The organism is Rhodococcus sp. NPDC060090, from assembly GCF_042729855.1.
Classification (GTDB): domain Bacteria; phylum Actinomycetota; class Actinomycetes; order Mycobacteriales; family Mycobacteriaceae; genus Rhodococcus.
This window is the reverse complement of record NZ_JBHWXB010000013.1, coordinates 184,341-204,577: the sequence shown is the minus strand read 5'-3', so window position 1 is coordinate 204,577 and position 20,237 is coordinate 184,341. Positions and strand designations below refer to the sequence as shown.

Annotated in this window: 18 protein-coding genes; 11 read left to right on the top strand and 7 right to left on the bottom strand. The window is 64.6% G+C overall.

Annotated features, from left to right (window positions below; translation table 11 throughout):
- Nucleotides 1-156 precede the first annotated feature (156 nt).
- On the top strand, nt 157-1,344 hold the full coding sequence (locus tag ACFWCF_RS19060) for a hypothetical protein (RefSeq protein ID WP_378564516.1): 1,188 nt from the start codon (nt 157-159) through the stop codon (nt 1,342-1,344).
- An 818-nt stretch (nt 1,345-2,162) separates the two neighbouring features.
- Here the strand turns inward: ACFWCF_RS19060 and ACFWCF_RS19055 are convergent.
- From ACFWCF_RS19055 to ACFWCF_RS19045, 3 genes are all read right to left on the bottom strand, one after another.
- Complete coding sequence (locus ACFWCF_RS19055) at nt 2,163-2,759, bottom strand: hypothetical protein (protein WP_378564513.1); 597 nt, start codon at nt 2,757-2,759, stop codon at nt 2,163-2,165.
- A 129-nt stretch (nt 2,760-2,888) separates the two neighbouring features.
- The gene (betT, locus tag ACFWCF_RS19050; RefSeq protein ID WP_378489409.1) at nt 2,889-5,132 is read right to left on the bottom strand and encodes a choline BCCT transporter BetT; all 2,244 of its coding nucleotides are present in this window, start codon (nt 5,130-5,132) and stop codon (nt 2,889-2,891) included.
- 102 nt (nt 5,133-5,234) lie between these two features.
- Nucleotides 5,235-5,663: a MarR family winged helix-turn-helix transcriptional regulator gene (locus tag ACFWCF_RS19045; protein ID WP_378489408.1), complete on the bottom strand. Its 429-nt coding sequence runs from the start codon at nt 5,661-5,663 to the stop codon at nt 5,235-5,237.
- Between the two features lie 89 nt (nt 5,664-5,752).
- On the opposite strand from ACFWCF_RS19045, the gene ACFWCF_RS19040 reads away from it, so the two are divergent.
- The 5 genes from ACFWCF_RS19040 to ACFWCF_RS19020 all read left to right on the top strand — a co-directional run bounded on the left by ACFWCF_RS19040 (nt 5,753) and on the right by ACFWCF_RS19020 (nt 10,269).
- Nucleotides 5,753-6,895 carry a PLP-dependent aminotransferase family protein gene (locus ACFWCF_RS19040; protein ID WP_378564509.1) on the top strand — a complete coding sequence of 381 codons (1,143 nt, stop codon included), beginning with the start codon at nt 5,753-5,755 and terminating at the stop codon, nt 6,893-6,895.
- Nucleotides 6,896-6,993: 98 nt separating this feature from the next.
- Complete coding sequence (locus tag ACFWCF_RS19035) at nt 6,994-7,569, top strand: IS607 family transposase (protein WP_378564506.1); 576 nt, start codon at nt 6,994-6,996, stop codon at nt 7,567-7,569.
- Nucleotides 7,566-8,945: an IS607 family element RNA-guided endonuclease TnpB gene (tnpB, locus tag ACFWCF_RS19030; RefSeq protein ID WP_378564503.1), complete on the top strand. Its 1,380-nt coding sequence runs from the start codon at nt 7,566-7,568 to the stop codon at nt 8,943-8,945. Before ACFWCF_RS19035 ends, tnpB begins: the two co-directional genes overlap by 4 nt.
- 8 nt (nt 8,946-8,953) lie before the next feature.
- Nucleotides 8,954-9,361 carry a DUF2628 domain-containing protein gene (locus tag ACFWCF_RS19025; RefSeq protein WP_378489406.1) on the top strand — a complete coding sequence of 136 codons (408 nt, stop codon included), beginning with the start codon at nt 8,954-8,956 and terminating at the stop codon, nt 9,359-9,361.
- A 59-nt stretch (nt 9,362-9,420) separates the two neighbouring features.
- Entirely contained in the window at nt 9,421-10,269 is an 849-nt protein-coding gene (locus ACFWCF_RS19020; RefSeq protein ID WP_378489405.1) for an ABC transporter permease, read from the top strand.
- Here ACFWCF_RS19020 and ACFWCF_RS19015 read toward each other — a convergent pair.
- The 3 genes from ACFWCF_RS19015 to rfbB form a co-directional block, all read right to left on the bottom strand.
- Nucleotides 10,257-11,780, bottom strand: a complete 1,524-nt coding sequence (locus ACFWCF_RS19015; RefSeq protein ID WP_378564500.1) for a mannosyltransferase — start codon at nt 11,778-11,780, stop codon at nt 10,257-10,259. The genes ACFWCF_RS19020 and ACFWCF_RS19015 overlap by 13 nt on opposite strands.
- 53 nt (nt 11,781-11,833) lie before the next feature.
- Entirely contained in the window at nt 11,834-13,738 is a 1,905-nt protein-coding gene (locus ACFWCF_RS19010) for a glycosyltransferase (RefSeq protein WP_378564497.1), read from the bottom strand.
- Between the two features lie 146 nt (nt 13,739-13,884).
- On the bottom strand, nt 13,885-14,892 hold the full coding sequence (rfbB, locus tag ACFWCF_RS19005; protein WP_378564494.1) for a dTDP-glucose 4,6-dehydratase: 1,008 nt from the start codon (nt 14,890-14,892) through the stop codon (nt 13,885-13,887).
- A 33-nt stretch (nt 14,893-14,925) separates the two neighbouring features.
- Between rfbB and rfbA the strand changes: the two genes are divergently transcribed.
- The 3 genes from rfbA to ACFWCF_RS18990 all read left to right on the top strand — a co-directional run bounded on the left by rfbA (nt 14,926) and on the right by ACFWCF_RS18990 (nt 17,358).
- Entirely contained in the window at nt 14,926-15,801 is an 876-nt protein-coding gene (rfbA, locus tag ACFWCF_RS19000; RefSeq protein WP_378564491.1) for a glucose-1-phosphate thymidylyltransferase RfbA, read from the top strand.
- A gap of 5 nt (nt 15,802-15,806) precedes the next feature.
- Entirely contained in the window at nt 15,807-16,388 is a 582-nt protein-coding gene (locus ACFWCF_RS18995) for a dTDP-4-dehydrorhamnose 3,5-epimerase family protein (protein WP_378564488.1), read from the top strand.
- A 121-nt stretch (nt 16,389-16,509) separates the two neighbouring features.
- A complete protein-coding gene (locus tag ACFWCF_RS18990; RefSeq protein ID WP_378564485.1) occupies nt 16,510-17,358 on the top strand; it encodes a DUF559 domain-containing protein in 849 nt (282 codons plus the stop codon).
- 48 nt (nt 17,359-17,406) lie between these two features.
- Here ACFWCF_RS18990 and ACFWCF_RS18985 read toward each other — a convergent pair whose 3' ends face one another.
- Entirely contained in the window at nt 17,407-17,886 is a 480-nt protein-coding gene (locus ACFWCF_RS18985; protein ID WP_378564482.1) for a GtrA family protein, read from the bottom strand.
- Nucleotides 17,887-18,014: 128 nt separating this feature from the next.
- Here ACFWCF_RS18985 and ACFWCF_RS18980 point away from each other — a divergent pair, with 128 nt between their 5' ends.
- Nucleotides 18,015-19,439 carry an FAD-binding protein gene (locus ACFWCF_RS18980; protein ID WP_378564479.1) on the top strand — a complete coding sequence of 475 codons (1,425 nt, stop codon included), beginning with the start codon at nt 18,015-18,017 and terminating at the stop codon, nt 19,437-19,439.
- A complete protein-coding gene (locus tag ACFWCF_RS18975; protein ID WP_378564476.1) occupies nt 19,439-20,200 on the top strand; it encodes a decaprenylphospho-beta-D-erythro-pentofuranosid-2-ulose 2-reductase in 762 nt (253 codons plus the stop codon). The genes ACFWCF_RS18980 and ACFWCF_RS18975 overlap by 1 nt, the downstream gene beginning before the upstream one ends.
- Nucleotides 20,201-20,237: the final 37 nt, after the last annotated feature.

Below are 20,237 nucleotides of genomic sequence, written 5' to 3'. Positions count from 1 at the left end.
TCGGGTAGTCGATCGTGGCCGCACACCGGATCCGCGGTTTCCACACCCAGTCCGAACTGCTCAGGCCGGCGCGTCACCCGCACGAAAGATCGAGGCTAGAGGGCAATCTCCGCTGTGGACAGATCGATTTACAATACCTACATCAAAGGGGGAAACATGTACGGACCAGCACAGGGGCCCGAGTTGCCGGAGACTCAGGTGGGCCACCGGATCGTCGAGCACGAACGAGAGTTCGCGAAGAGAGTCGCCTGGGTGATCTTGACGACGTGCTGCACATACGTGGTTCTTTGGGGTATGTTCCAATGGTTCCGTTTTACGAGCGCGGACAACTCCGCGCCGGCCTTCGTCCTCGCACTCGCCTGGGGTGACGCACTTACTCTGCTTGCCGTGATCGCGACACTCATTGTTGCCACTAACGTCACTGCATGGCTGCCAAGTCTCGCGGATGCGGAAAGTTGGAAATGGTTCGCGCGAAGGCGTTCTGCCAACACCGCTAACGGTATTTTGGGGCTCATCGCCGCATGTACCTTGCCCGCAACGGTGCTCCATAGCTACCCGGACAACATGGGTACCGGCACACTGCTGACCTGCCTGGCGGCCGTCGTAATCATCGGCGTCGCAATCGACGGAACCTTCGCTGTCGACCCGAAAAATGCTCTTCAGCTTCAGGTGCGGAAGGCGGAGATCAGCAGCAAGATCGAACGGCTCTCTACGAACGCCAACGATCGAAGCTCGAGCGCTGCCCTGAAGAAACGCAAAGTCCGCACCCATGTCTTGCAGAACCTTTCTGTGATCGTGCTGCTGACTGCAGTGCCCATGAGTCTCGGAGTAGCGCTGCATGCGTGGATTTCGGACGTAGATGTACATCTCCTCCAGGCTGCTGCGGGAATCAGCATTGCCGCCTTGGCAAGCACAGTCGGAGCCGTATACGTCGCCTTCACTGCACGACTCTTGTGGGATACCCGCCAGTTCACCAACTTCGCACTCCAGGCGAGCGTAGGTGTCCTCATTTATCTGATCGCTGGAGTCTCTGCCGTAGAGGTTCTCTGGTCGGATACCCCGCTGGTCACCACCACACGCATGCTCGTCGCGCTCATCGCGATTCTCGTCCCGCTGACATTGGTCCTCCTCGGGACCAACCAAACCCGGACGCTAGGCGTGGTGCTCCGAGCACCGCGCGTCCTCATCGATCGCGCGCTCGATCGCACCATCAGGAAACTCGAGATCGAGCGAGATCACCTGCCCGGCGACCTCGCGATGCGCATTATCCTCCTCCCGGGGACTGCCACGGTCCGCGCCAGCAGTGACGACGACCGTCATGTCCGGACGAATACGCAGAATTGACCTCGAAACGCGAGATCCCACCGCGAGCAGTGCAGGCAGTTTCTTCCATCGGTGGGGCGAAAGCACGTTCGGGTTGACGGCCATCGCCGCACGTGGGATCATCCCTCCACCGGCCTGAATACAGGTCGACCCCGGCAGGTGCTGGAACACCGAACCGGGGTCTGGGCACACGACAGAAGGAACCTGTCATGCACCGTACGGTGGATTCTATCCACACGCCCATCAGAGGCGTAAATCAGCAACGAGCCGCGAGCGCATTCTTCGGCGCCGGCCGACATCGCACCTGCCCGCCAGGTTCTTCACCGGCGTCCTGAACTTCCGACCCCTCGATCCTGCCACCACGGCAGTGCTGATCGAGGGGCCAGAGGCGTTTCTCCTGCTCCGGCGTGTGCAAGGGCCGTTTCGGTAACCGCGGCACGCCCGGCATTCGTCGCTCATCTCCTCAGGTCCGACGTCAGCGCATCGACGCTGCGTGCCAGGGTTCCATTCCCGGGCACGAAACCGACTGGGCGCCAGTATCCTTCGTCTCCGCAGCTGGCGGTGGAGCACCCGATCGCGCGGGTCGACACAACCGACCGGGTCCAGCACAAGCCACACGTCACCTCCGACGTGGGGCCAGAAGTGCTGGCCGAGAAGGTCTATCGGGGTATGGCGGCCGGGCAGCGTTGGGGAAGGGGCCGAAGGCAAGCTCAGGGACCCGTAGGGTCTCCGTACGGTCAGGCACAGCCGCCCGCAGGGCGCCCGATTCTCGAGTGAGTTACCACGACGGAACCGGCTCGGCGCCTACCGAAGCTCATCCACCGGACACCCAGCAGCAACTATCCGACACCTTCCGCAGCAGCATTCCGCTCGATCCACTCCAGCGCAGCGGCCGCGAACCACTTGTTGTGGTACTGCTCGTACGGTCCCTTGCCTTTGGCCGAGAGATCGTCGGCCAGCCTCTTCACCGGAACGGTGCTTTCGGGGACCCGATCGAAACGAGCGGTCGCGGTGTCGTCGAGAAGGTCGACAACGATGACGACGGCGTCACCGTCACCGGAAGCGAGTGCGCTCGGCACGAACCGCCATCCTGGAAACTCCTCTGCGAGCGAGGCGATCGGTCGCCCCATCTCTTGCTCGAACGCCGATCGCGACACGTATATCGACAGACGCCACGTCCGCGTATCGTCGGCCCATAGTGTGGGCCGCTCGAGGTGGAGAACCTCCATCGGGCCGATATTGAGCGTGAAGAGGCGGGCGCTTCCGTTGGTCGCGGGCAGACAACTCAACGTCCATCGGCTGACTTCCTCGGCCGCTGGATTCTCGAATGCCATCCCGAGATAGGCCGCAATCCAATCGAGTGACGCTTCGTACCAGTCCTCGTTCTGCTGCAGTCTCAGGAAGTTCGCTTCCGATGCTGACGGGTTCAGTGCCATTGATTTCCTTGCTATTCGAAGTAATCTTCGTCGCCAGCGACGACAGTGAAGGTACGGACACGAAGGAGACCAACAGAACTGTATAGACCACCCGCCCGACATCCACCGGACGGGAACCCACGACCGCTGTTATCGGTCCGGTTTGTCGTCGTCGATGCGCTCGACGTCGTCGGCGGTGACCGGGATCGATGGTGTCTCTTCGAGAGCGGGCGGCGTCGGCGGGGTCAGCTTCGACGCGTAGTCACGCTCGGCCGAATAGCTGAGGAAACCGAGGTGGGCCTCGTAGCGGTCGAGGACGTCGTTGATGACCTGCTGTTTGGTCAGGCCCATCAGGTCGTAGCCCTCCGAACCGGTCTGGGTGAACACCTCGAGCCGGTAGTAGACGTCGATCTGCCTGGCCATGCTGCGCCCGCCGAATGTGGGTACGGGCGCCTCGACCCCGGCCACCTGGTAGTGGAAATCGCGATGTTCGTCCATGTTGACGACGAGTGTGTGGGCGTCGATCCCGGTGTCCGCGTTCGGTGTGGTGGTGAGGTCGGCTTCGTATCCGAGTTTGCCGAACTCGTCGGCGACCTCATGCAGAGCCGGCTCGATCACGCGGGTCGAGAACTGGGCCACCGCCTTGTTCGACGGGTACGACCGCAGGCTGCCCAGTCGCTGCCGCCAGGTCTTCTCCGGTGTCTGTCCACCGTGCACGGCCATCGACCTGCGGCGCAACATGTGGCCTTCGCGTTCGGCCCGTTCCATTCTCAGCACCTTCGAGAAGGACGCCATGACGAGGTAGGCGATGATCGTCACCGGTAGGGCGAAGATCAGGGTCGCGTACTCCATCGTCGTCACGCCGCCTGCGATGAGCATGGCGATCGTGAGGATCGCAGTGACCAGGGCCCAGAAGATCCGCAGCCACTTCGCGCCGTCGACAGCAGGGTCGGGAATCGACGAGGAGAAGTTCGACATCACCATGGCACCGGAGTTGGCGCTGGTGAGGTAGAACAACAGACCGGACAGCGTGGCCAGACCGATCAGGAACGTCGCTCCCGGGAACATTTCCAGCAGGGCGTACCAGCCGTGTTCCGGACTCTCGACTGCGAGCTCCGCGAATTCGTCGTTGCCGCCGAGAACCTCGCTCATGGCGCTGTTGCCGAAGATCGACACGATGAAGAAGTCGCAGAGCACCGGCGCGGTAATGGCGGCAATGACGAATTCACGCAGGGTGCGGCCACGGGAGATCCGGGCAAGGAACAGTCCGACGAACGGTCCCCACGCGAGCCAGAATGCCCAGAAGAACAGGGTCCAGCTCGCCATCCACGCGGAGCCGTCGCTCTCGTAGGCGAATGTCTGGAGGGTCCGTTCGGGGAGGGTGAACACGAAGCGACCGATGTTCTCGACCATGGCGTTGAGCAGGAACGCGGTCTTGCCGGTAACGAGGATGTACAGCATCATCGCGCCCGCCGACCACAGGTTGAGCTCGGAGATCAGGCGGATGCCCTTGTCCACACCCGAGGTGCATGCGGCGACGGTCATGAGCACCGCGACCAGCACCAGCGCGATCTGCAGTGCAAGGCCTTCCGGTAGGCCGAACAGGGTCGCGAACCCCACGTTGAGCAGGACGACACCGATCCCCATCGAGGTCGCAACCCCGAAGACGGTACCGACGAGGGCGAAGATATCGATGACGTCGCCGGTCACTCCGCGGACCCGCTTGCCCAGCAGCGGGTACAGCGCGGCGCGGATGGACAACGGCATACCCCAGCGGTAGGCGAAGTAGCCCATGGCCATGCCGAGGAGCGAATACATGGCCCAGCCGGCGATGCCGTAGTGGAACATCGTCCAGACCACGGCGTCCTGAATCGCTTCCGTCGACTCCGGGGTGGCCGAGGGCGGGGTGATGAACTGGGTGATCGGGCCGGTGACCGAGTAGAAGAGCATGTCGATGCCCACGCCGGCGGCGAAGAGCATTGCGACCCAGGTGAACAGGTTGTACTGGGGGCGCGAGTGATCAGGCCCGAGCCTCACGCTGCCTTCCTTCGAGAACGCAACCCAGAGCACGAAGAGGATGACCAGCGTGACGGTGACGACGTAGAACCAGCCGAGGTTGGTGGCGATCCAGGTGACGACCGTATGCATGGCTGCTTCGGCCTGGTCGGGCATCGTCATGGCCCAGATCGAGAACGCCAGAACGACTGTGGCTGCGATGAGGAAGACCCGCCAGTTGACGCGGGGCTCCCTGTGCTCGGCGAGCTCGGTCGGCCCTTTGCTCAACTCCGTGCTGGAGATCGGGGGCCTGTCCTCGATGTCGGGTTCTCTGCGTCGTTCGGGTACTCCGAACTGACTGCGTTCGATTCGCGGCTGCGGTGGTTCTGCGTCGGTCAACTGGTACTCCTTGCCTGCAAAGCTCGCCTCCACCGCTGGTCGAAGTCTTACTATCCCCCGCTACGTGGGTGTGTGCAGTTGTTGTCGTGAATGTCGGATCGCTCAGGTGTGAGGCCCGAGCGGATGCGCGCGCAGCAGCTCCATGACGGCCCGCCACGACGCTTCCGCCCCGTCGCCTGCCTGACGAAACGTGTCGTCGAGGAGGCGCATCTGAGCGGCGGTCAGTTCGGCTTCGAGCGTCCGCCCGTCGTCGGTGATGGTGAGCCGGCGAACTCGCCGATCGGTTGCGTCGGGTGCGATGGTGATCAGCCCCTGCGACTCGAGGTCTTTGATGGGCCGGTGCAACGCCTGCTTGGTGATGCCGAGGACGTCGAGAAGTGCGCCGATGGACAGTCCTTCGTCGCGGCGGACGAAATGGAGGATGCGGTGGTGTGTCCGGCCGAGTCCGCGTTCGGCGAGTAGCCGATCGGGTAGCGCTGTGAAGGCGCGATATCCGAAGAAGAAGCCTTCGATGGCCTCTCGCAGCTCCATCTCACGATTTGGGTCAAACATATTGACCTTATTCTCACTCATGCCATACAGTACGTCAACATAGTTGACCTATATGACGGGAATCGCTCATGTTCTCCCAGCGCATCGCCACACTTCGACCGTCACCGATCCGCGAGATCCTCTCCGTCATCGACCGGCCCGGCATGGTGTCGTTCGCGGGCGGTCTCCCCGCGCCGGAAATGCTTCCGCCCCTGACCCTCTCGGCCGCACCTACCTCCCTGCAGTACGGGCCGAGCGAAGGCGATCCCGAACTGCGAGCCGTCGTGTCCGAGCAACTACGTGCGCTCGGCATCGACGCACCGACCGAGCGCGTGATGATCTTGTCCGGCAGTCAGCAGGGCATCGACCTCGTCGCGAAACTCTTCGTCGACCCCGGCACACCCGTCGCCGTCGAATCACCCACCTACCTCGCGGCACTGCAGGTGTTCCGCCTGTACGGCGCCGACTTCACCGACCTGAGCTGGAGCGCCGCGCCGGCGGCGCCACTCGCCTACGTCGTGCCCACCTTCGCCAACCCCACCGGACGTTGCGCGACGGACCACGAACGCGACACCCTCGCCCGCGCCTGCCTCGACAGCGGTACGACGCTGTTCGAAGACGACCCGTACCGCGAACTCGCGTACGGACCGTGCGACCGCGCGCCCGTCACCGCACGCATGAGAGGCGGATCCTGGGTCTACCAGGGCTCGTTCTCCAAGACATTCGCGCCGGGGCTGCGCCTCGGGTTCCTCGCGGCGTCCGAGGACCTGTTCTCTCGACTGGTGATGCTCAAGCAGGCCGTCGACCTGCACAGCTCCACCCTGTCGCAACAGCTCGTGCGCAGCGCCCTCACCGACCCGAGCTGGTCGAGCCGCCTCGACGGGCTTGCCTCGTTCTACCGAAAGCGTCGCGACGCCTTCGACGCCGCGTTACGCCGTCATCTCGGTGGGCTCGCCGAGTGGGAGACTCCCGCCGGGGGCTTGTTCTTCTGGCTCCACCTCACCCGCCCGGTCGACACCCGCGCGCTTCTCGCCACCGCAATCGACCGTGGTGTCGCGTTCATGCCGGGCGAGGAGTTCTTCCCCGACAACCCAGAGCTCGGCACCATGCGGCTGAACTTCAGCCACGCCGACGCCGAGGACGCCGAGCGCGGCCTCCGCGTACTGGCGCAGCTGCTCAGAGAAACCGCCGACGCACCCGCACAACACCCGCTCCACCCGTCACGTGCATAATGCAGCGGACCGTTCAGGGGGAACGGTCGAGATCCTGGGGGGTGTCAACTGTTCGCCATATCGAGTAAGTTTGCGTTATTTGATGTAGTTTTGTGTATGTGAGGTTGAAGGAGTGGGCTGCTGGTCAGGGGGTTTCGTACCGGACCGCGTTGAACTGGTTTCATGCTGGAACGTTGCCTGTGTCTGCTCGTCAGCTTCCGACCGGGACGATCCTGGTCGACCCTCCTGTCGCTGCGACGGATGGTGTGGCGGTGGCGTATTGCAGGGTGTCGTCGTCGGATCAGCGGGCGGATCTGGAACGGCAGGCGGGTCGGGTGGCCGAGCGGTGCGGTGAGCGCGGGATCGTGCTCTCGGCGACGGTGACCGAGGTTGGTTCCGGGCTCAACGCTCATCGCCCGAAACTGCGGAAGCTGCTGGCGGATCCGTCGGTGACGACGATCGTGGTTGAGCACCGTGACAGGTTGGCCCGGCTCGGTGTCGAGCATCTCGAGGCTGCGCTGTCGGCATCCGGCCGCCGCATCGTGGTCCTCGACGACGCCGAGATCAACGATGATCTGGTCGCGGACATGGTCGAGGTGTTGACGTCGATGTGCGCTCGGCTGTACGGCCCCCGCTCCGCGCGGCGCCGCGCCGAGGCGGGCATCCGGGCCGCTGCGGGTGAGGCGACCGGATGAGGTCGGTGATCCAGGCCTACCGATTCGCGCTCGATCCCACCATCGGGCAGGAGCAACAGCTCCGGTCGCATTGCGGTGCGCAGCGTTTCGCGTTCAACTGGGGCCTGGCGCGGGTGAAGGCGAACCTCGACCAGCGCGACGCGGAGCGTTCCTACGGCATCGCCGACCCGGATCTGACACCGAGCGTGAGCTGGTCCGCCTACAACCTTCGCAAGGACTGGAACCAAGCCAAAGATGGTGCCGCGCCGTGGTGGGCGGAGAACTCGAAGGAGGCCTACTCCTCGGGTCTGGCGAACCTGGCGACGGCCCTGTCGAACTGGGCGGATTCCCGGTCGGGACGCCGAAAAGGCGCGGCGGTCCGGTTCCCGCGGTTCCGGGGCAAGCGTGGCATGTCGTCATGCCGGTTCACCACCGGCGCGTTCGGTCTCGCCGACGCTGATCGGCGACATGTGAAGCTTCCACGGATCGGCCTGGTCCGCACCCACGAGTCGACGCGGAAGCTCACCCGCCGGATCGAGGCCGGGACGGCTCGGATCCGTTCGGCGACAGTGTCGTTCAAGGGGGGTCGCTGGTTCGTCTCGTTCTCCGTCGAGGTCGAACGCACCGCCCCGAACCCGGCAGGACCGCCGTCGGTGGTGGGTGTGGACCTGGGCGTCGCGTCGCTTGCGGTCCTCTCGACCGGGGAGGTGGTTCCGAACCCGCGTCACCTCGAGCAGGCGCAGAAGGAACTACACAGACTCGGCCGCCAGGCCGCACGGCGCACAGGACCGGACCGGCGGGCCCGGCAGCAGCCGTCGAACCGGTGGCGACAGACCCAGGCCCGGATAGCTCGTCTGCACACGTACGTGGCGAACGCGCGGGCCGACGGGCTGCACAAGCTCTCGGCCCGCCTCGTCCGCAGCCACACCACCATCGTGGTCGAGGACCTGAACGTGGCCGGGATGGTCCGCAACCGGCGGTTGGCCCGGCACATCGCCGGAGTCGGCATGGCCGAGCTACGACGACAGCTCACATACAAGGCCGACTGGCACGTGACCGACATCGTGGTCGCGGACCGCTGGTATCCCAGCTCCAAAACGTGCTCGGCGTGTGGCGTGGTGAAAACCAAACTGCGCCTGTCCGAACGCATCTTCACCTGCGATGGATGCGGACAACGCCTCGATCGTGACCTCAACGCGGCGCGCAACCTCGCCGCACTTGCAGAGGCGTCCTCCCCGAGTTGCGGGGCGACGGAAAACGAGCCCGACGGAAACCCACGTAAGACCTGCACTACGCGGGCGACGGGTACTGCCCCGGGAAGACCCACACCCCCGGGTGAGGGCCAACGTCGACGCCGCAAGGCGTCGACTCAGGACACACATTTGCACGTTTCCTGAACGGATCCATGACGAATATCAGCACGCCCAGCACCGAGAAGTACGACGGCCTGAGCGACACGTGGCGCTTCCGGTTCGAATTCTTCGACAAGCACGGCCTGCCGGGGATGGTGAAGACCTCCCCCGACTACACGGCCGCCTTCCGGGCACTGTCGTTCGGGCAACGCATCAAGCTCAACTTCAACTGGATCGGTGCATTGTTCGGCGTCTTCTACCTGCTGTATCTGCGGCTGTGGAAGAAGGCGATCGTTCTCGTTGCACTCAGCATCTCCATCGGCATCATCAGCGTGCTACTCGACCTGCCGGGCAGTATCGACCGGATGGTCGCCTTCGGATTCGCGTTCTTCATCGCCTCACGCGTCAACACCTACCACTACCAGCGTCGGGCACTGGGCCATCACACCTGGGGCCTGTGAACCGTCTCCGCGACCACACCGAATCAGGCACGATTTCGCCGCGGGTAGGCTCGGGACCCGTGTCTGATGCCCTCACCGTCGATGACGAGCCGATCGAATCGTCCTCCCGCACGTTCAAGCGTGCATTCGAGGATCTCCGCGATGGTTTCTCGCATCGTGAGCTGTGGTTCCACCTCGGGTGGCAGGACATCAAGCAGCGGTACAAGCGCTCGGTGCTCGGCCCGTTCTGGATCACCATCGCGACGGGTGTGTCCGCGATCGCGATGGGCATCCTCTACGGCACGCTGTTCAACCTCGACGTCCCGACGTTCCTCCCGTACGTCGCGCTCGGGTTCATCATCTGGAACCTGATCAGCGGTTCCATCCTCGAGGGCGCGGACGTGTTCATGTCCAACGAGGGCCTGATCAAACAGCTGCCGACGCCGCTGAGTGTGCACGTGTACCGCCTGGTGTGGCGTCAGATGATCTTGTTCGCCCACAACATCGTCATCTACGTCGGCATCCTCATCGTGTTTCCGCAGCCGCTGAAATGGACCGCCATCGCGGCGATTCCGGCACTGGCGTTGATCGCGATCAACGCGGTGTGGGTGTCGCTGGTGTTCGGCATCCTCTCGACCCGCTACCGCGACATCTCCCCACTGCTCGGCAGTATCGTGCAGTTGCTGTTCTTCATGACGCCGATCATCTGGACCGAGCAGACCCTCGTCGGCACGGGCAACGAGGGCCGCGCCAAGATCGCCGAGATCAACCCGCTCTACCACTTCCTCGACATCGTCCGCACCCCGCTGCTCGGCGGCGACCAGCAGCTCTACCACTGGGTCATCGTCCTGGTGATCACGGTGCTCGGCTGGGGGCTCGCGCTGCTGGCGATGCGCAACTACCGCGCACGCGTCGCCTACTGGGTCTGAGTCGGTACCAGCGTCTGGGCCGGCTCCCACCGGATCAGCTGCGATCGGTGGATCGGTTCGCGGCCGGTGATCTCGAAGTCCGCCGCGGCCAGTTCGCGGTAGGTGTCGGTGTCGGTGAACCGGTACGGCTCGAACCGCCACCACACGTTGTTCGGATGCCACAACCTCCACGCTGTATCGCGGTCGCGGTCGGCGATCACCCACAGCACCTCGCATCGTGTGGAGGCGCGTTCGGCCAGTTCGGTCGGCGATGCGTCACTCGACCACAGGTTGGTCCGCTCGACCGCGCTGAGCCCGAGCCCGACGTCGTCCAGACCGTCCACCGCATCCGGTCGCGCATCCATGACCGCTCGCGGTGACGTCGGCGCCCACGACACGTCCGGTTCGAACGCCACGCAGTCGCCGGCCTCCGACACCTCGATGAGCCGGTCTGCCACAGCGCTGTAGTCCATCCCACCGGCTTTGCCGAATGGTTGACGCTGCGCAACATACGCCGGGGACACAGCCACAATCAGCGCGACGAACAGGACGACCATCGTCCACCAACGGGTCGCGATCCGGGCCAGTGCCCAGCCGACCAGCAGTGCCATCGCCGGCACCGTGAACGACAGGTACCGGTCGAGGTACATATTCCGCGACACCAGCGAACCCACCAGCAGCACCGCCATCGGCACAGTGAACCCCGGGACTGCCACCCAGAGCAGCATCCGATCCCCCGGCGTCACGCCTCTCCGCACCGCGACGACCGCCCCCACAGCAACGATCACCCCGCACAGCGCTGCCGCCCACGGCGCCTGCGGGAACCACTGGTCGACGAGGATCGTGCGTACCACCGTGACGTCGAGCGGCGGAATCCACGACACCTGATGCACCTGCGACGCCGCGAGGACCACGAACGGGCCCGCCGATGCGAGCCCCACCACTGCGGCGACGACGAACCGCACCCGGTCGCGCTTGTGCACCAGGACCGTCACCGCGTGCGCGAGGAGCACGGTCGCGGAGTACACGAACATCACCGTCGACACCGTCACCAGCAGTGCATACGGCACCCACCATCGCGCCCTGCCCGTCGTCGTCGCAGCCACCAGCAGCAGAGTGAGCACTGCGACGCCGGCGATCGCGAAGGCGTAGGATCGCGCTTCGGTCGCCGCCCACGTCACCCGCGGGGTGATCATGAACAGAATTCCCGCCGCGAGCGCGACTCGCCTCCCGGCAAGGATCTGCCCGGTCGCGGTGACGGCGGCCGCACCGACGCCGAGCGCCACCGCACCCGGGATACGGGCCGTGAACTCACTGATGCCGACGAGAGAGAACCACCAGTGCAGGAGGAGGTTGTGCAACCCGTGCACGGCGTCTCGCAGTGTGTGCAGCTCGAACAGCGCCGCGACGGAACGATCGGCCGCAGAGATCGTGGCGGCCTCGTCCCACCAGAACGACGGCACCCACGAAAAGGCCGCACCTACGAGCACGGCTGCTCCCCCGATGATCAGGGGAAGCAGCCATGCTTTCATGAGAGACCGGCGGTGCCGTCTACTCGGCGGTGGCGTCCGATCATCGGTGCTGTCTACTCATCGATGCCATAGAGACGCGCCCAGTTCTCGCGGCTGGTCAGCTTGGGCATGGCGTCGTGCCACACCTTCTTCATCTGCGGGGCTTCCTTGCGCAGTCGCCAGCACACCTTCGCGGCGTGCTTCGCGAGTTCGACGGCGGTGTCCTTGTCGCGGCGGCGCACCCGCACCGCGTTCTGCGACGCGTCGGTGACCACGGCCGTGTCGAACAACGACACGTGCCACCAGTTCGCGAAGTGTGCCGGAACCGTCACCTGCCTGCGATCGACCTTGCCCCGGAACTGCTGCACCGCCCGCTTGACGAGGACGAGACTCTCGCGCTTCTTGTCGGGCTCGAACTCCCACACCTTCATCTGGGTGTGCGGATCCGATTCCTTGCCCACCTGCGACGCGGGGAGCGGCTTCGTCTCGGGGTAGCGGTCGCGCAACTCGCGCAGTTCGCGCAGCACCGTCTGACCGCCGTCGTAGAGGAAGTCCGGCCCGGCGAGGAAATCCTCGGCGGCCTTGATGAAAGTGGCGGCCAGCCCGTACTGCATCGACACGATCAGCTCGCTGATCTTGCGGAACAGGTACTTCGAGATGTCGTTGCCGTCGAACCGCCCGTACAGCGCGGACACGACGAGACCGTTGCGGATACTGAAATATCGCGCCCAGTCGTCGTAGTCCTTGAGGTGGAAGTCGGCGTGCCACACACCCGCATTGGGCAGCGTGACCGTCGGGTGCCCGGCGAAGCGGGCGCGAATCCCGTACTCGATGTCGTCCCACTGGAAGAACAGTGGAATCGGCAGGCCGCACTCGGCGATGATCTCGGCGGGCAGCAGGCACGTCCACCAGCCGTTCCAACCGGCGTCGAAGCGGGCATCCTGCTTCTTCTTGACGAGGTCGATGCCCATCTTCGCGCCGGGGGTGAGCTCGCCGGCGGTGATCTCGTCGAGCACCTCTCGCTCGGCACTGACATGCAGCATCTGCGGGTTACTCAGCGACAGCATCTGCGCGCCGACGATCGTGGGCTCCACCGTCATGTTCGCGAACGCGTTGAGCCGCAGAACGGATTCCGGCTCGCACAGGATGTCGTCGTCCATGACGATCACGTTGGCGTGCGCCGAGTTGGGCGAGCCGGTGATCTCGTACATGCCGCGGGAGAATCCGCCCGCGCCACCCAGATTCGGCTGTGTGAGGTAGATCAGTTTCTTGCCGAGCTTCTCCTCGACCTCGGCGAACGCGGGACGCGAACGCACCTGGTCGGTGCCCTGGTCGACGATGACCACCGCATCGATGTCGGCCATCGCATCGTCGTCGGAGGCGAGGGTGTCGACCGTGATGGTGCAGTCGTCGGCGCGGTTGAACGTGCAGATGACGACCGCGGCCGGTCGTAGGTGCTCGGGAGCGGCGACCGTCCAGCGGGCATCGGAGATGAGCAACGAGCCGTTGTCGGACTCCACGGAGAACCACATCGCGCCACCGTCGACGAACCGCTCGATGGGAAGCTCGAGATCGAGGTCGTCCGAACCCGATACCTTCTCGACGGTGACGACGCGCTCGCGACCGCGGGCATCGGATGCCCACACCGTGAAGGTCGCGCTGCCCGACGAGGCGTAGGTGAGCTGAAGATTCACCGTCTTCACGGCGGTCCAGCGCTGCCAGAAGCTCGCGGCGAACCTTCCGAAGTAGGTGTTGGTGTGAGCGGTCGCGCCCTCGGCGAGCTGAAGTCCGTGCCGGTCGGCGGCGGCGTCGCCCTTGGTGACCACGTACATCTTCTCGGGTACACGCGACGAGAGGGACCCGAACAGTCCGCGTTGGACGATCAGCCGGTCGCGGCGTGTGGGCTCGACGAGAGCATCCTCCAGCGCGTCGACATTGCTTCCGTCTGTTGTCGTGTCGCCGGCAGGTGCCTGCTCCATCGAGTAACTCCCCGATCTCGTCGATCCTGTTGGTCCGGATGCGACATTAGCAGCGAGAACACCGCGGCCCGCCCGTCACGTGAGAGTTGCGACCGATTGGTGACGATCACGAAATATGCGTTGTTTGCCCATTAGGAGGCCTGCGCTCAGGATTCGAGGGTGCGCTCGGTTAGACCGTAGACGGCTTCGGTCGCCTCCTTGGTAGGCCGCCACCACGCCTCGTTCGCGCGGTACCAGGAGATGGTCGCGTGCAGGCCGGAGCGGAAATCCTGGTAGACCGGCTGCCAGCCGAGTTCGGTCTTCAACCGGGTCGCGTCGATCGCGTAGCGCAGGTCGTGACCCGGCCGGTCGGTGACGAAATCGAACTCGCCCGGGTCCTTGCCGCACAGCTCGAGAACGGTCTCGACGACCGTGCGGTTGTCCGTTTCGCCGTCGGCACCTATGAGATAGGTCTCGCCGATCACTCCCTTGTCGATGATCGTCCACACCGCGCGGTTGTGGTCGTCGACGTGGATCCAGTCGCGCACATTGGTGCCGCTGCCGTACAGCCTGGGCCGCACTCCGGTGAGCACGTTCGTGATCTGGCGGGGGATGAACTTCTCCACGTGCTGGTACGGGCCGTAGTTGTTCGAGCAGTTCGAGATCGTGGCGCGAACCCCGAACGAACGGACCCAGGCGCGGACGAGCAGGTCGGAGCCCGCTTTGGTCGACGAGTACGGGCTCGACGGGTTGTAGGCGGTGGACTCGGTGAACTTCGCCGGGTCGTCGAGCGGGAGGTCGCCGTACACCTCGTCGGTGGAGATGTGGTGGTATCGCACGTCGTACTTGCGGACGGCTTCGAGCAGCGCGAATGTGCCGATGAGGTTGGTGTGCACGAACGGCGACGGGTCGTGCAGGGAGTTGTCGTTGTGGGATTCGGCGGCGAAGTGCACCACGAGGTCGGTGTCGGCGACGAGCCGGTCGACGAGGTCTGCGTCGGCGACATCGCCCCGAATGAAGGTGATCTTGTTCTTCACCGGGCCGAGGGAATCGATGTTGCCGGCGTAGGTGAGCTTGTCGAGGACGGTGACGGCCACGTCGGGGCGGTCGGCGACGGTCTGGTGGACGAAGTTCGCGCCGATGAATCCGGCACCCCCGGTGACGAGCATCTTCATTGCGCCAACCCTACCCATGGGACACTGACCGGCATGCGCGGAATCATCCTGGCCGGCGGGACCGGTTCGCGGCTGCACCCCATCACCTTGGGCATCAGCAAGCAACTGACTCCCGTCTACGACAAGCCGATGATCTACTACCCGCTCTCGACGATGATGCTCGCCGGAATCCGCGACATTCTCCTGATCACCACCCCGCACGACGCCAACCAGTTCCGGCATCTACTCGGCGACGGATCGCAGTTCGGAATCGAGATCACCTACACCGTCCAGGAACAGCCCGACGGGCTCGCGCAGGCATTCGTCCTGGGCGCCGATCACATCGGCACCGAACCTGTCGCGCTGGTGCTGGGCGACAACATCTTCTACGGACCCCGACTCGGGACGCAGCTCGGGCGATTCGCCAGAGTCGACGGCGGAGCGGTGTTCGCCTACCGGGTCTCCGATCCGTCGGCATACGGGGTGATCGAATTCGATTCCGACGGTCACGCACTGTCATTGGAGGAGAAGCCCGTCGACCCGAAGTCCCACTACGCGGTGCCCGGCCTGTACTTCTACGACAACGATGTCGTGGAGATCGCGCGGTCGCTGAAGCCTTCCACGCGTGGTGAATACGAGATCACCGACGTCAACCGCGCATACCTCGAGGCGGGCAGACTCCAGGTCGAGGTACTGCCTCGCGGAACCGCATGGCTCGATACCGGCACATTCGATTCACTGCTCGATGCGTCGAACTTCGTGCGCACCATCGAACAACGTCAAGGTTTGAAGATCGGTGTGCCCGAGGAAGTTGCGTGGCGACGCGGATTCATCACCGACGACGAGCTCGCTGCTCTGGCACATCCGCTGGTGAAGTCGGGCTACGGCACGTATCTGCTGGATCTTCTCGCGCAGGGAAAGGACCTCTGAACCAGATGGATTATCGCGAACTGAAGATCGCGGGCGCGTGGGAGATCACGCCGAAGCAGTTCGGTGACGACCGGGGCGTGTTCCTCGAATGGTTCAAGCAGACCACGTTCGCCGAGGAGACGGGCCGGGAACTCGATCTCGCCCAGGCCAATTGCTCGGTGTCGGCGGCGGGAGTACTGCGCGGAATCCATTATGCGGACGTGCCGCCGGGGCAGGCGAAGTACGTGACGTGCGTGTCGGGGTCTGTGCTGGATCTCGTCGTCGATCTGCGGGTGGGGTCGCCGACGTTCGGACAGTGGGATTCGGTGTTGCTCGACACTGTCGATCGTCGTGCGATCTTCCTGTCCGAAGGGCTGGGGCACGGGTTCTTGGCGTTGGAGGACCATTCGACGGTGATGTACCTGTGCTCGACGGGTTACGACCCGGCGCGTGAGCACGAGGTTCACCCGCTGGATCCGGCGATCGGGATCGAGTGGCCGACCGTCGGACACGGCGGTCGCCGGCTCGAGTACGAGTTGTCGGCGAAGGACCGTGTCGCGCCGACGCTCGCCGAAGCGCGTGCGGCGGGGCGCCTCCCACACCTGTAACACCTTGGTGGGATTGTGCCCACTGAGCGGGCAAAAACCCACCAAAACTATTTACTGCAGGAACCGTTCAGTGCGCCAATGCGTCGAACAAGGTGTGAGCCGCAAAGCAATCCACTCGATCATGTCTCGTCAGGACGGCGTCGTCACTCGCGTTCAGGCCCTCGAAAGCGGCATGAGTTCGTCTGCCGTAGCCCGACACGTCCAGTCCGGCGAGTGGTGCACGCTCGCTCCGGGCGTCTACATGCGCGCCGATAGGGAAGAAACTCCCTCGGTTCTGCTACGCGCAGCGGTGTACGGAGCCGGGTTCGACGCAGTCGCCTGGGGGCCGAGCGCTGCGTGGTGGCACGGCCTCCTCGACAAACCACCGACACGACACTACGTGACCGTCCCTCACCATCGGACGCGTCCTCGCCACCACAGCATCTGCATCCGCCGCCGTGATCTGCCGTGGAAAGACACCGTGGTGGTGCGAAACCTCCCCGTCACTGCCCTGGAATTGACCGTCCTCGAAGCCTCCGTCGAAATGCCCAACGGGTCCGTGCTCATGGACCGCGCACTACAACGGCATACGTCACTCCCCCGACTCGAGCGCGCCCATCGCAGAAACTCGCACCGTCATGGCGCACGTGCGGCAGCGCGACTGCTGTGCTCTGCCGGCGACGGCGGGCACTCGGAAGCCGAACGGATCCTCCACCGCCTCCTGCGGGCTGCCGGCCTGATCGGGTGGCGCGCACACGTCCGGAGTTGCGGCTACGAGCTCGACGTGGCATTCGAGGCGGAACGTGTCGCTATCGAAATCGACGGCTGGGCCTGGCACCGCGACTCCAACCGCTTCCGGATGGACGCCGAGCGCCAGAACGTCCTCGTCAACGCCGGCTGGCACGTCTTACGCTTTACATGGCACGCACTGAACGACGATCCAGAGGGTGTGCTCAGACAGATCGAACACGCTCTGAGCCGCCGTGCCTGAGATCTTGGTGGGATTGTGCCCACTGAGCGGGCAAAAACCCACCGAAGTTCAGCGGATCCGGAAGATCACGACCCTTTGCACGACGAAGTTGATGACCGTCGCCACGCCCTGGGCTACGACGAAGGCGAACGGGGTGACCCACCACGCCTCGGCCAGCGACTCGTTGAGCACCCTGTTGATACCGACCTGAGCGGCGAACGTCACCGCGTACAGGATCACGACAGCGACGAAGCGCACACGGCTCGGCTCGGCCTTGAAAGTCCAGCGGCGGTTGATGAGGTAGGCGGTGGTGGTGCCCGCGACAAACGAGACGGCCTTCGCCGCGTCGCGCGTGACGCCCAGCGTCATGAGCAGCACGTACAGGCCGTAGTCGACGATCGCCGACAGTCCACCGGTGAGCACGAACCGCACCAACTGCGTCTTGAGGTCGAGCGCGTCGTCGGCGGTCGAGTCGGTCAGCGGCAACTCGGGAGCGAGCGGAGCGTGATGTTCCGGCAGCGGCTGCAGATGGTCGTGGGGTTCGGGCACGGAGTCGAGGGTAGCGCCCGTCCCGGCACAACCCGCACCGCCACAACATGGAGATTCTCACCAAATAACGACGAGTGACCTACGGCATCTTGCCGGGTAGTGAGCAGACGCGGGTAGCCTCTACCCCGATGTCTACGACAGCTGAAGAGCAGGCGAGCGAGCCTCTCCCCACCCAGACACGCACCCTGACCGGATGGGGGCGCACTGCGCCGACCACCGCAGAGGTGCTCACCACTCCCGACGTCGAGTTGATCGCCCAGGCGGTCGCGCGCGTCGCGGAAGACAACGAGTCGAAGCCGTCGCACCTGCGTCGCGGTGTCATCGCGCGCGGCCTCGGCCGTTCCTACGGCGACCCCGCACAGAACGCAGGTGGGCTCGTCGTCGACATGACAACGCTGAACAAGATCCACAGCATCGACCGCGCCACCTGCCGCGTCGTGGTGGACGGCGGTGTCGACCTCGATCAGCTGATGCGCGCCGCGCTGCCGCTGGGCCTGTGGGTTCCCGTCCTGCCCGGCACACGCCAGGTCACGATCGGCGGTGCCATCGGGTCCGACATCCACGGCAAGAACCATCACAGCGCGGGCAGCTTCGGCAACCACGTGCGTTCGATCGACCTGCTCACCGCAGACGGTCAGGTCCGCACCTGCACGCCCTCCGGGCGCAACGCCAAGCTGTTCTGGGCGACCGTCGGAGGTATGGGTCTTACCGGCATCATCCTGCGCGCGACCATCGAGATGACGCCCACCGAGACGGCGTACTTCATCGCCGACGGTCTGGTCACCTCGTCCCTCGACGAGACGATCGCCGTGCACAGCGACGGATCGGAGGAGAAGTACGACTACTCGAGTGCATGGTTCGATGCGGTCGCGCCGCAGCCCAAACTGGGCCGTGCCGCCATCTCGCGAGGATCCCTCGCGACGATCGATCAGCTGCCGAAGAAGCTGCAGAAGAACCCGCTGAAGTTCGACGCGCCGACGCTGCTGACCTTCCCTGACATCTTCCCGAACGGCCTGGCGAACAAGTACACCTTCTCGGCGGTGGGCGAAGTCTGGTACCGCAAGTCGGGCAATTACACCGGCAAGGTCCAGAACCTGACGCAGTTCTACCACCCGCTCGACATGTTCGGCGAGTGGAACCGCGCCTACGGTCCGGGCGGATTCCTGCAGTACCAGTTCGTGGTGCCGCCCGAGGCCGTCGACGAGTTCAAGAAGATCATCGTCGACATCCAGCAGTCAGGGCACTACTCGTTCCTCAACGTGTTCAAGCTGTTCGGTGAGGGCAACAAGGCGCCGCTGAGCTTCCCGATGAAGGGCTGGAACATCTGCGTCGACTTCCCGATCAAGGCGGGCCTGAACGAGTTCGTGCGCGAACTCGACAAGCGCGTCCTCGAATTCGGCGGTCGCCTCTACACCGCGAAGGATTCGCGGACCGACGCGGAGACCTTCCATTCGATGTATCCGCGGATCGACGAGTGGCTCAAGGTGCGCCGCACGGTCGACCCCACCAACGTCTTCGCCTCCGATATGTCCAGAAGGTTGGAACTCCACTGATGATCAACGCCGTCGGTAACCCCCAGACCCTGCTGCTGCTCGGTGGCACCTCCGAGATCGGCCTGACGATCGTCGAGGAGTACCTGCGCAAGGCACCCGCCCGCGTCATCCTCGCGACGCTGCCCGGCGACCCGCTGCGCGACGCATCCGTCGCCCAGATGAATGCTGTGGGTGCGACGAAGGTCGACGTCATCGACTTCGACGCGCTCGACACCGAATCCCACCCGAAGGTCATCGAGGAGGCATGGGCAGGTGGCGACGTCGATATCGCCGTCGTCGCATTCGGTCTCGACGGTGACTCCGAGGAACTCTGGCAGAACCAGGCCAAGGCCGTCCGCGTCGCGAATGTGAACTACACGGCGTCGGTGTCCGTCGGTGTACTCATCGGCGAGAAGATGAAGGCGCAGGGCTTCGGCCGGATCATCGCGATGTCGTCGGTGGCCGGTGAGCGCGTCAAGCGTGCCAACTTCATGTACGGCTCGTCGAAGGCCGGTCTCGACGGCTTCTACCTGGGTCTCGGCGAGGCGCTCCGCCCGTTCGGTCCCCGCGTCACCGTGGTGCGCCCCGGCCAGGTTCGCACCAAGTTCAGCGCGCACGTCGACGAAGCGCCGCTGACCGTGAACAAGGAAGACGTCGCCGCACTCGCGGTATCTGCGTCCGACAAGGGCAAGGAAATCGTGTGGGCACCGGGCCCGTTCCGGTTCGTGATGATCGTGCTGCGGCACATTCCGCGCGCCGTCTTCCGCAAGCTGCCGATCTGACGGCACCGGCTACACCGTCACGGACCCGGCTACACCG

Coding starts and splice junctions, on each gene's coding strand:
- tnpB (WP_378564503.1), top strand. CDS start 7,566: ATGAGGTCGGTGATCCAGGCCTACCGATTCGCGCTCGATCCCACCATC.
- ACFWCF_RS18975 (WP_378564476.1), top strand. CDS start 19,439: ATGATCAACGCCGTCGGTAACCCCCAGACCCTGCTGCTGCTCGGTGGC.
- ACFWCF_RS19010 (WP_378564497.1), bottom strand. CDS start 13,738: ATGGAGCAGGCACCTGCCGGCGACACGACAACAGACGGAAGCAATGTC.
- ACFWCF_RS19025 (WP_378489406.1), top strand. CDS start 8,954: ATGACGAATATCAGCACGCCCAGCACCGAGAAGTACGACGGCCTGAGC.
- ACFWCF_RS19015 (WP_378564500.1), bottom strand. CDS start 11,780: ATGAAAGCATGGCTGCTTCCCCTGATCATCGGGGGAGCAGCCGTGCTC.
- rfbA (WP_378564491.1), top strand. CDS start 14,926: ATGCGCGGAATCATCCTGGCCGGCGGGACCGGTTCGCGGCTGCACCCC.
- ACFWCF_RS19040 (WP_378564509.1), top strand. CDS start 5,753: ATGTTCTCCCAGCGCATCGCCACACTTCGACCGTCACCGATCCGCGAG.
- ACFWCF_RS18980 (WP_378564479.1), top strand. CDS start 18,015: ATGTCTACGACAGCTGAAGAGCAGGCGAGCGAGCCTCTCCCCACCCAG.
- rfbB (WP_378564494.1), bottom strand. CDS start 14,892: ATGAAGATGCTCGTCACCGGGGGTGCCGGATTCATCGGCGCGAACTTC.
- ACFWCF_RS19055 (WP_378564513.1), bottom strand. CDS start 2,759: ATGGCACTGAACCCGTCAGCATCGGAAGCGAACTTCCTGAGACTGCAG.
- ACFWCF_RS19045 (WP_378489408.1), bottom strand. CDS start 5,663: ATGGAGCTGCGAGAGGCCATCGAAGGCTTCTTCTTCGGATATCGCGCC.
- ACFWCF_RS18990 (WP_378564485.1), top strand. CDS start 16,510: ATGTCTCGTCAGGACGGCGTCGTCACTCGCGTTCAGGCCCTCGAAAGC.
- ACFWCF_RS18995 (WP_378564488.1), top strand. CDS start 15,807: ATGGATTATCGCGAACTGAAGATCGCGGGCGCGTGGGAGATCACGCCG.
- ACFWCF_RS19060 (WP_378564516.1), top strand. CDS start 157: ATGTACGGACCAGCACAGGGGCCCGAGTTGCCGGAGACTCAGGTGGGC.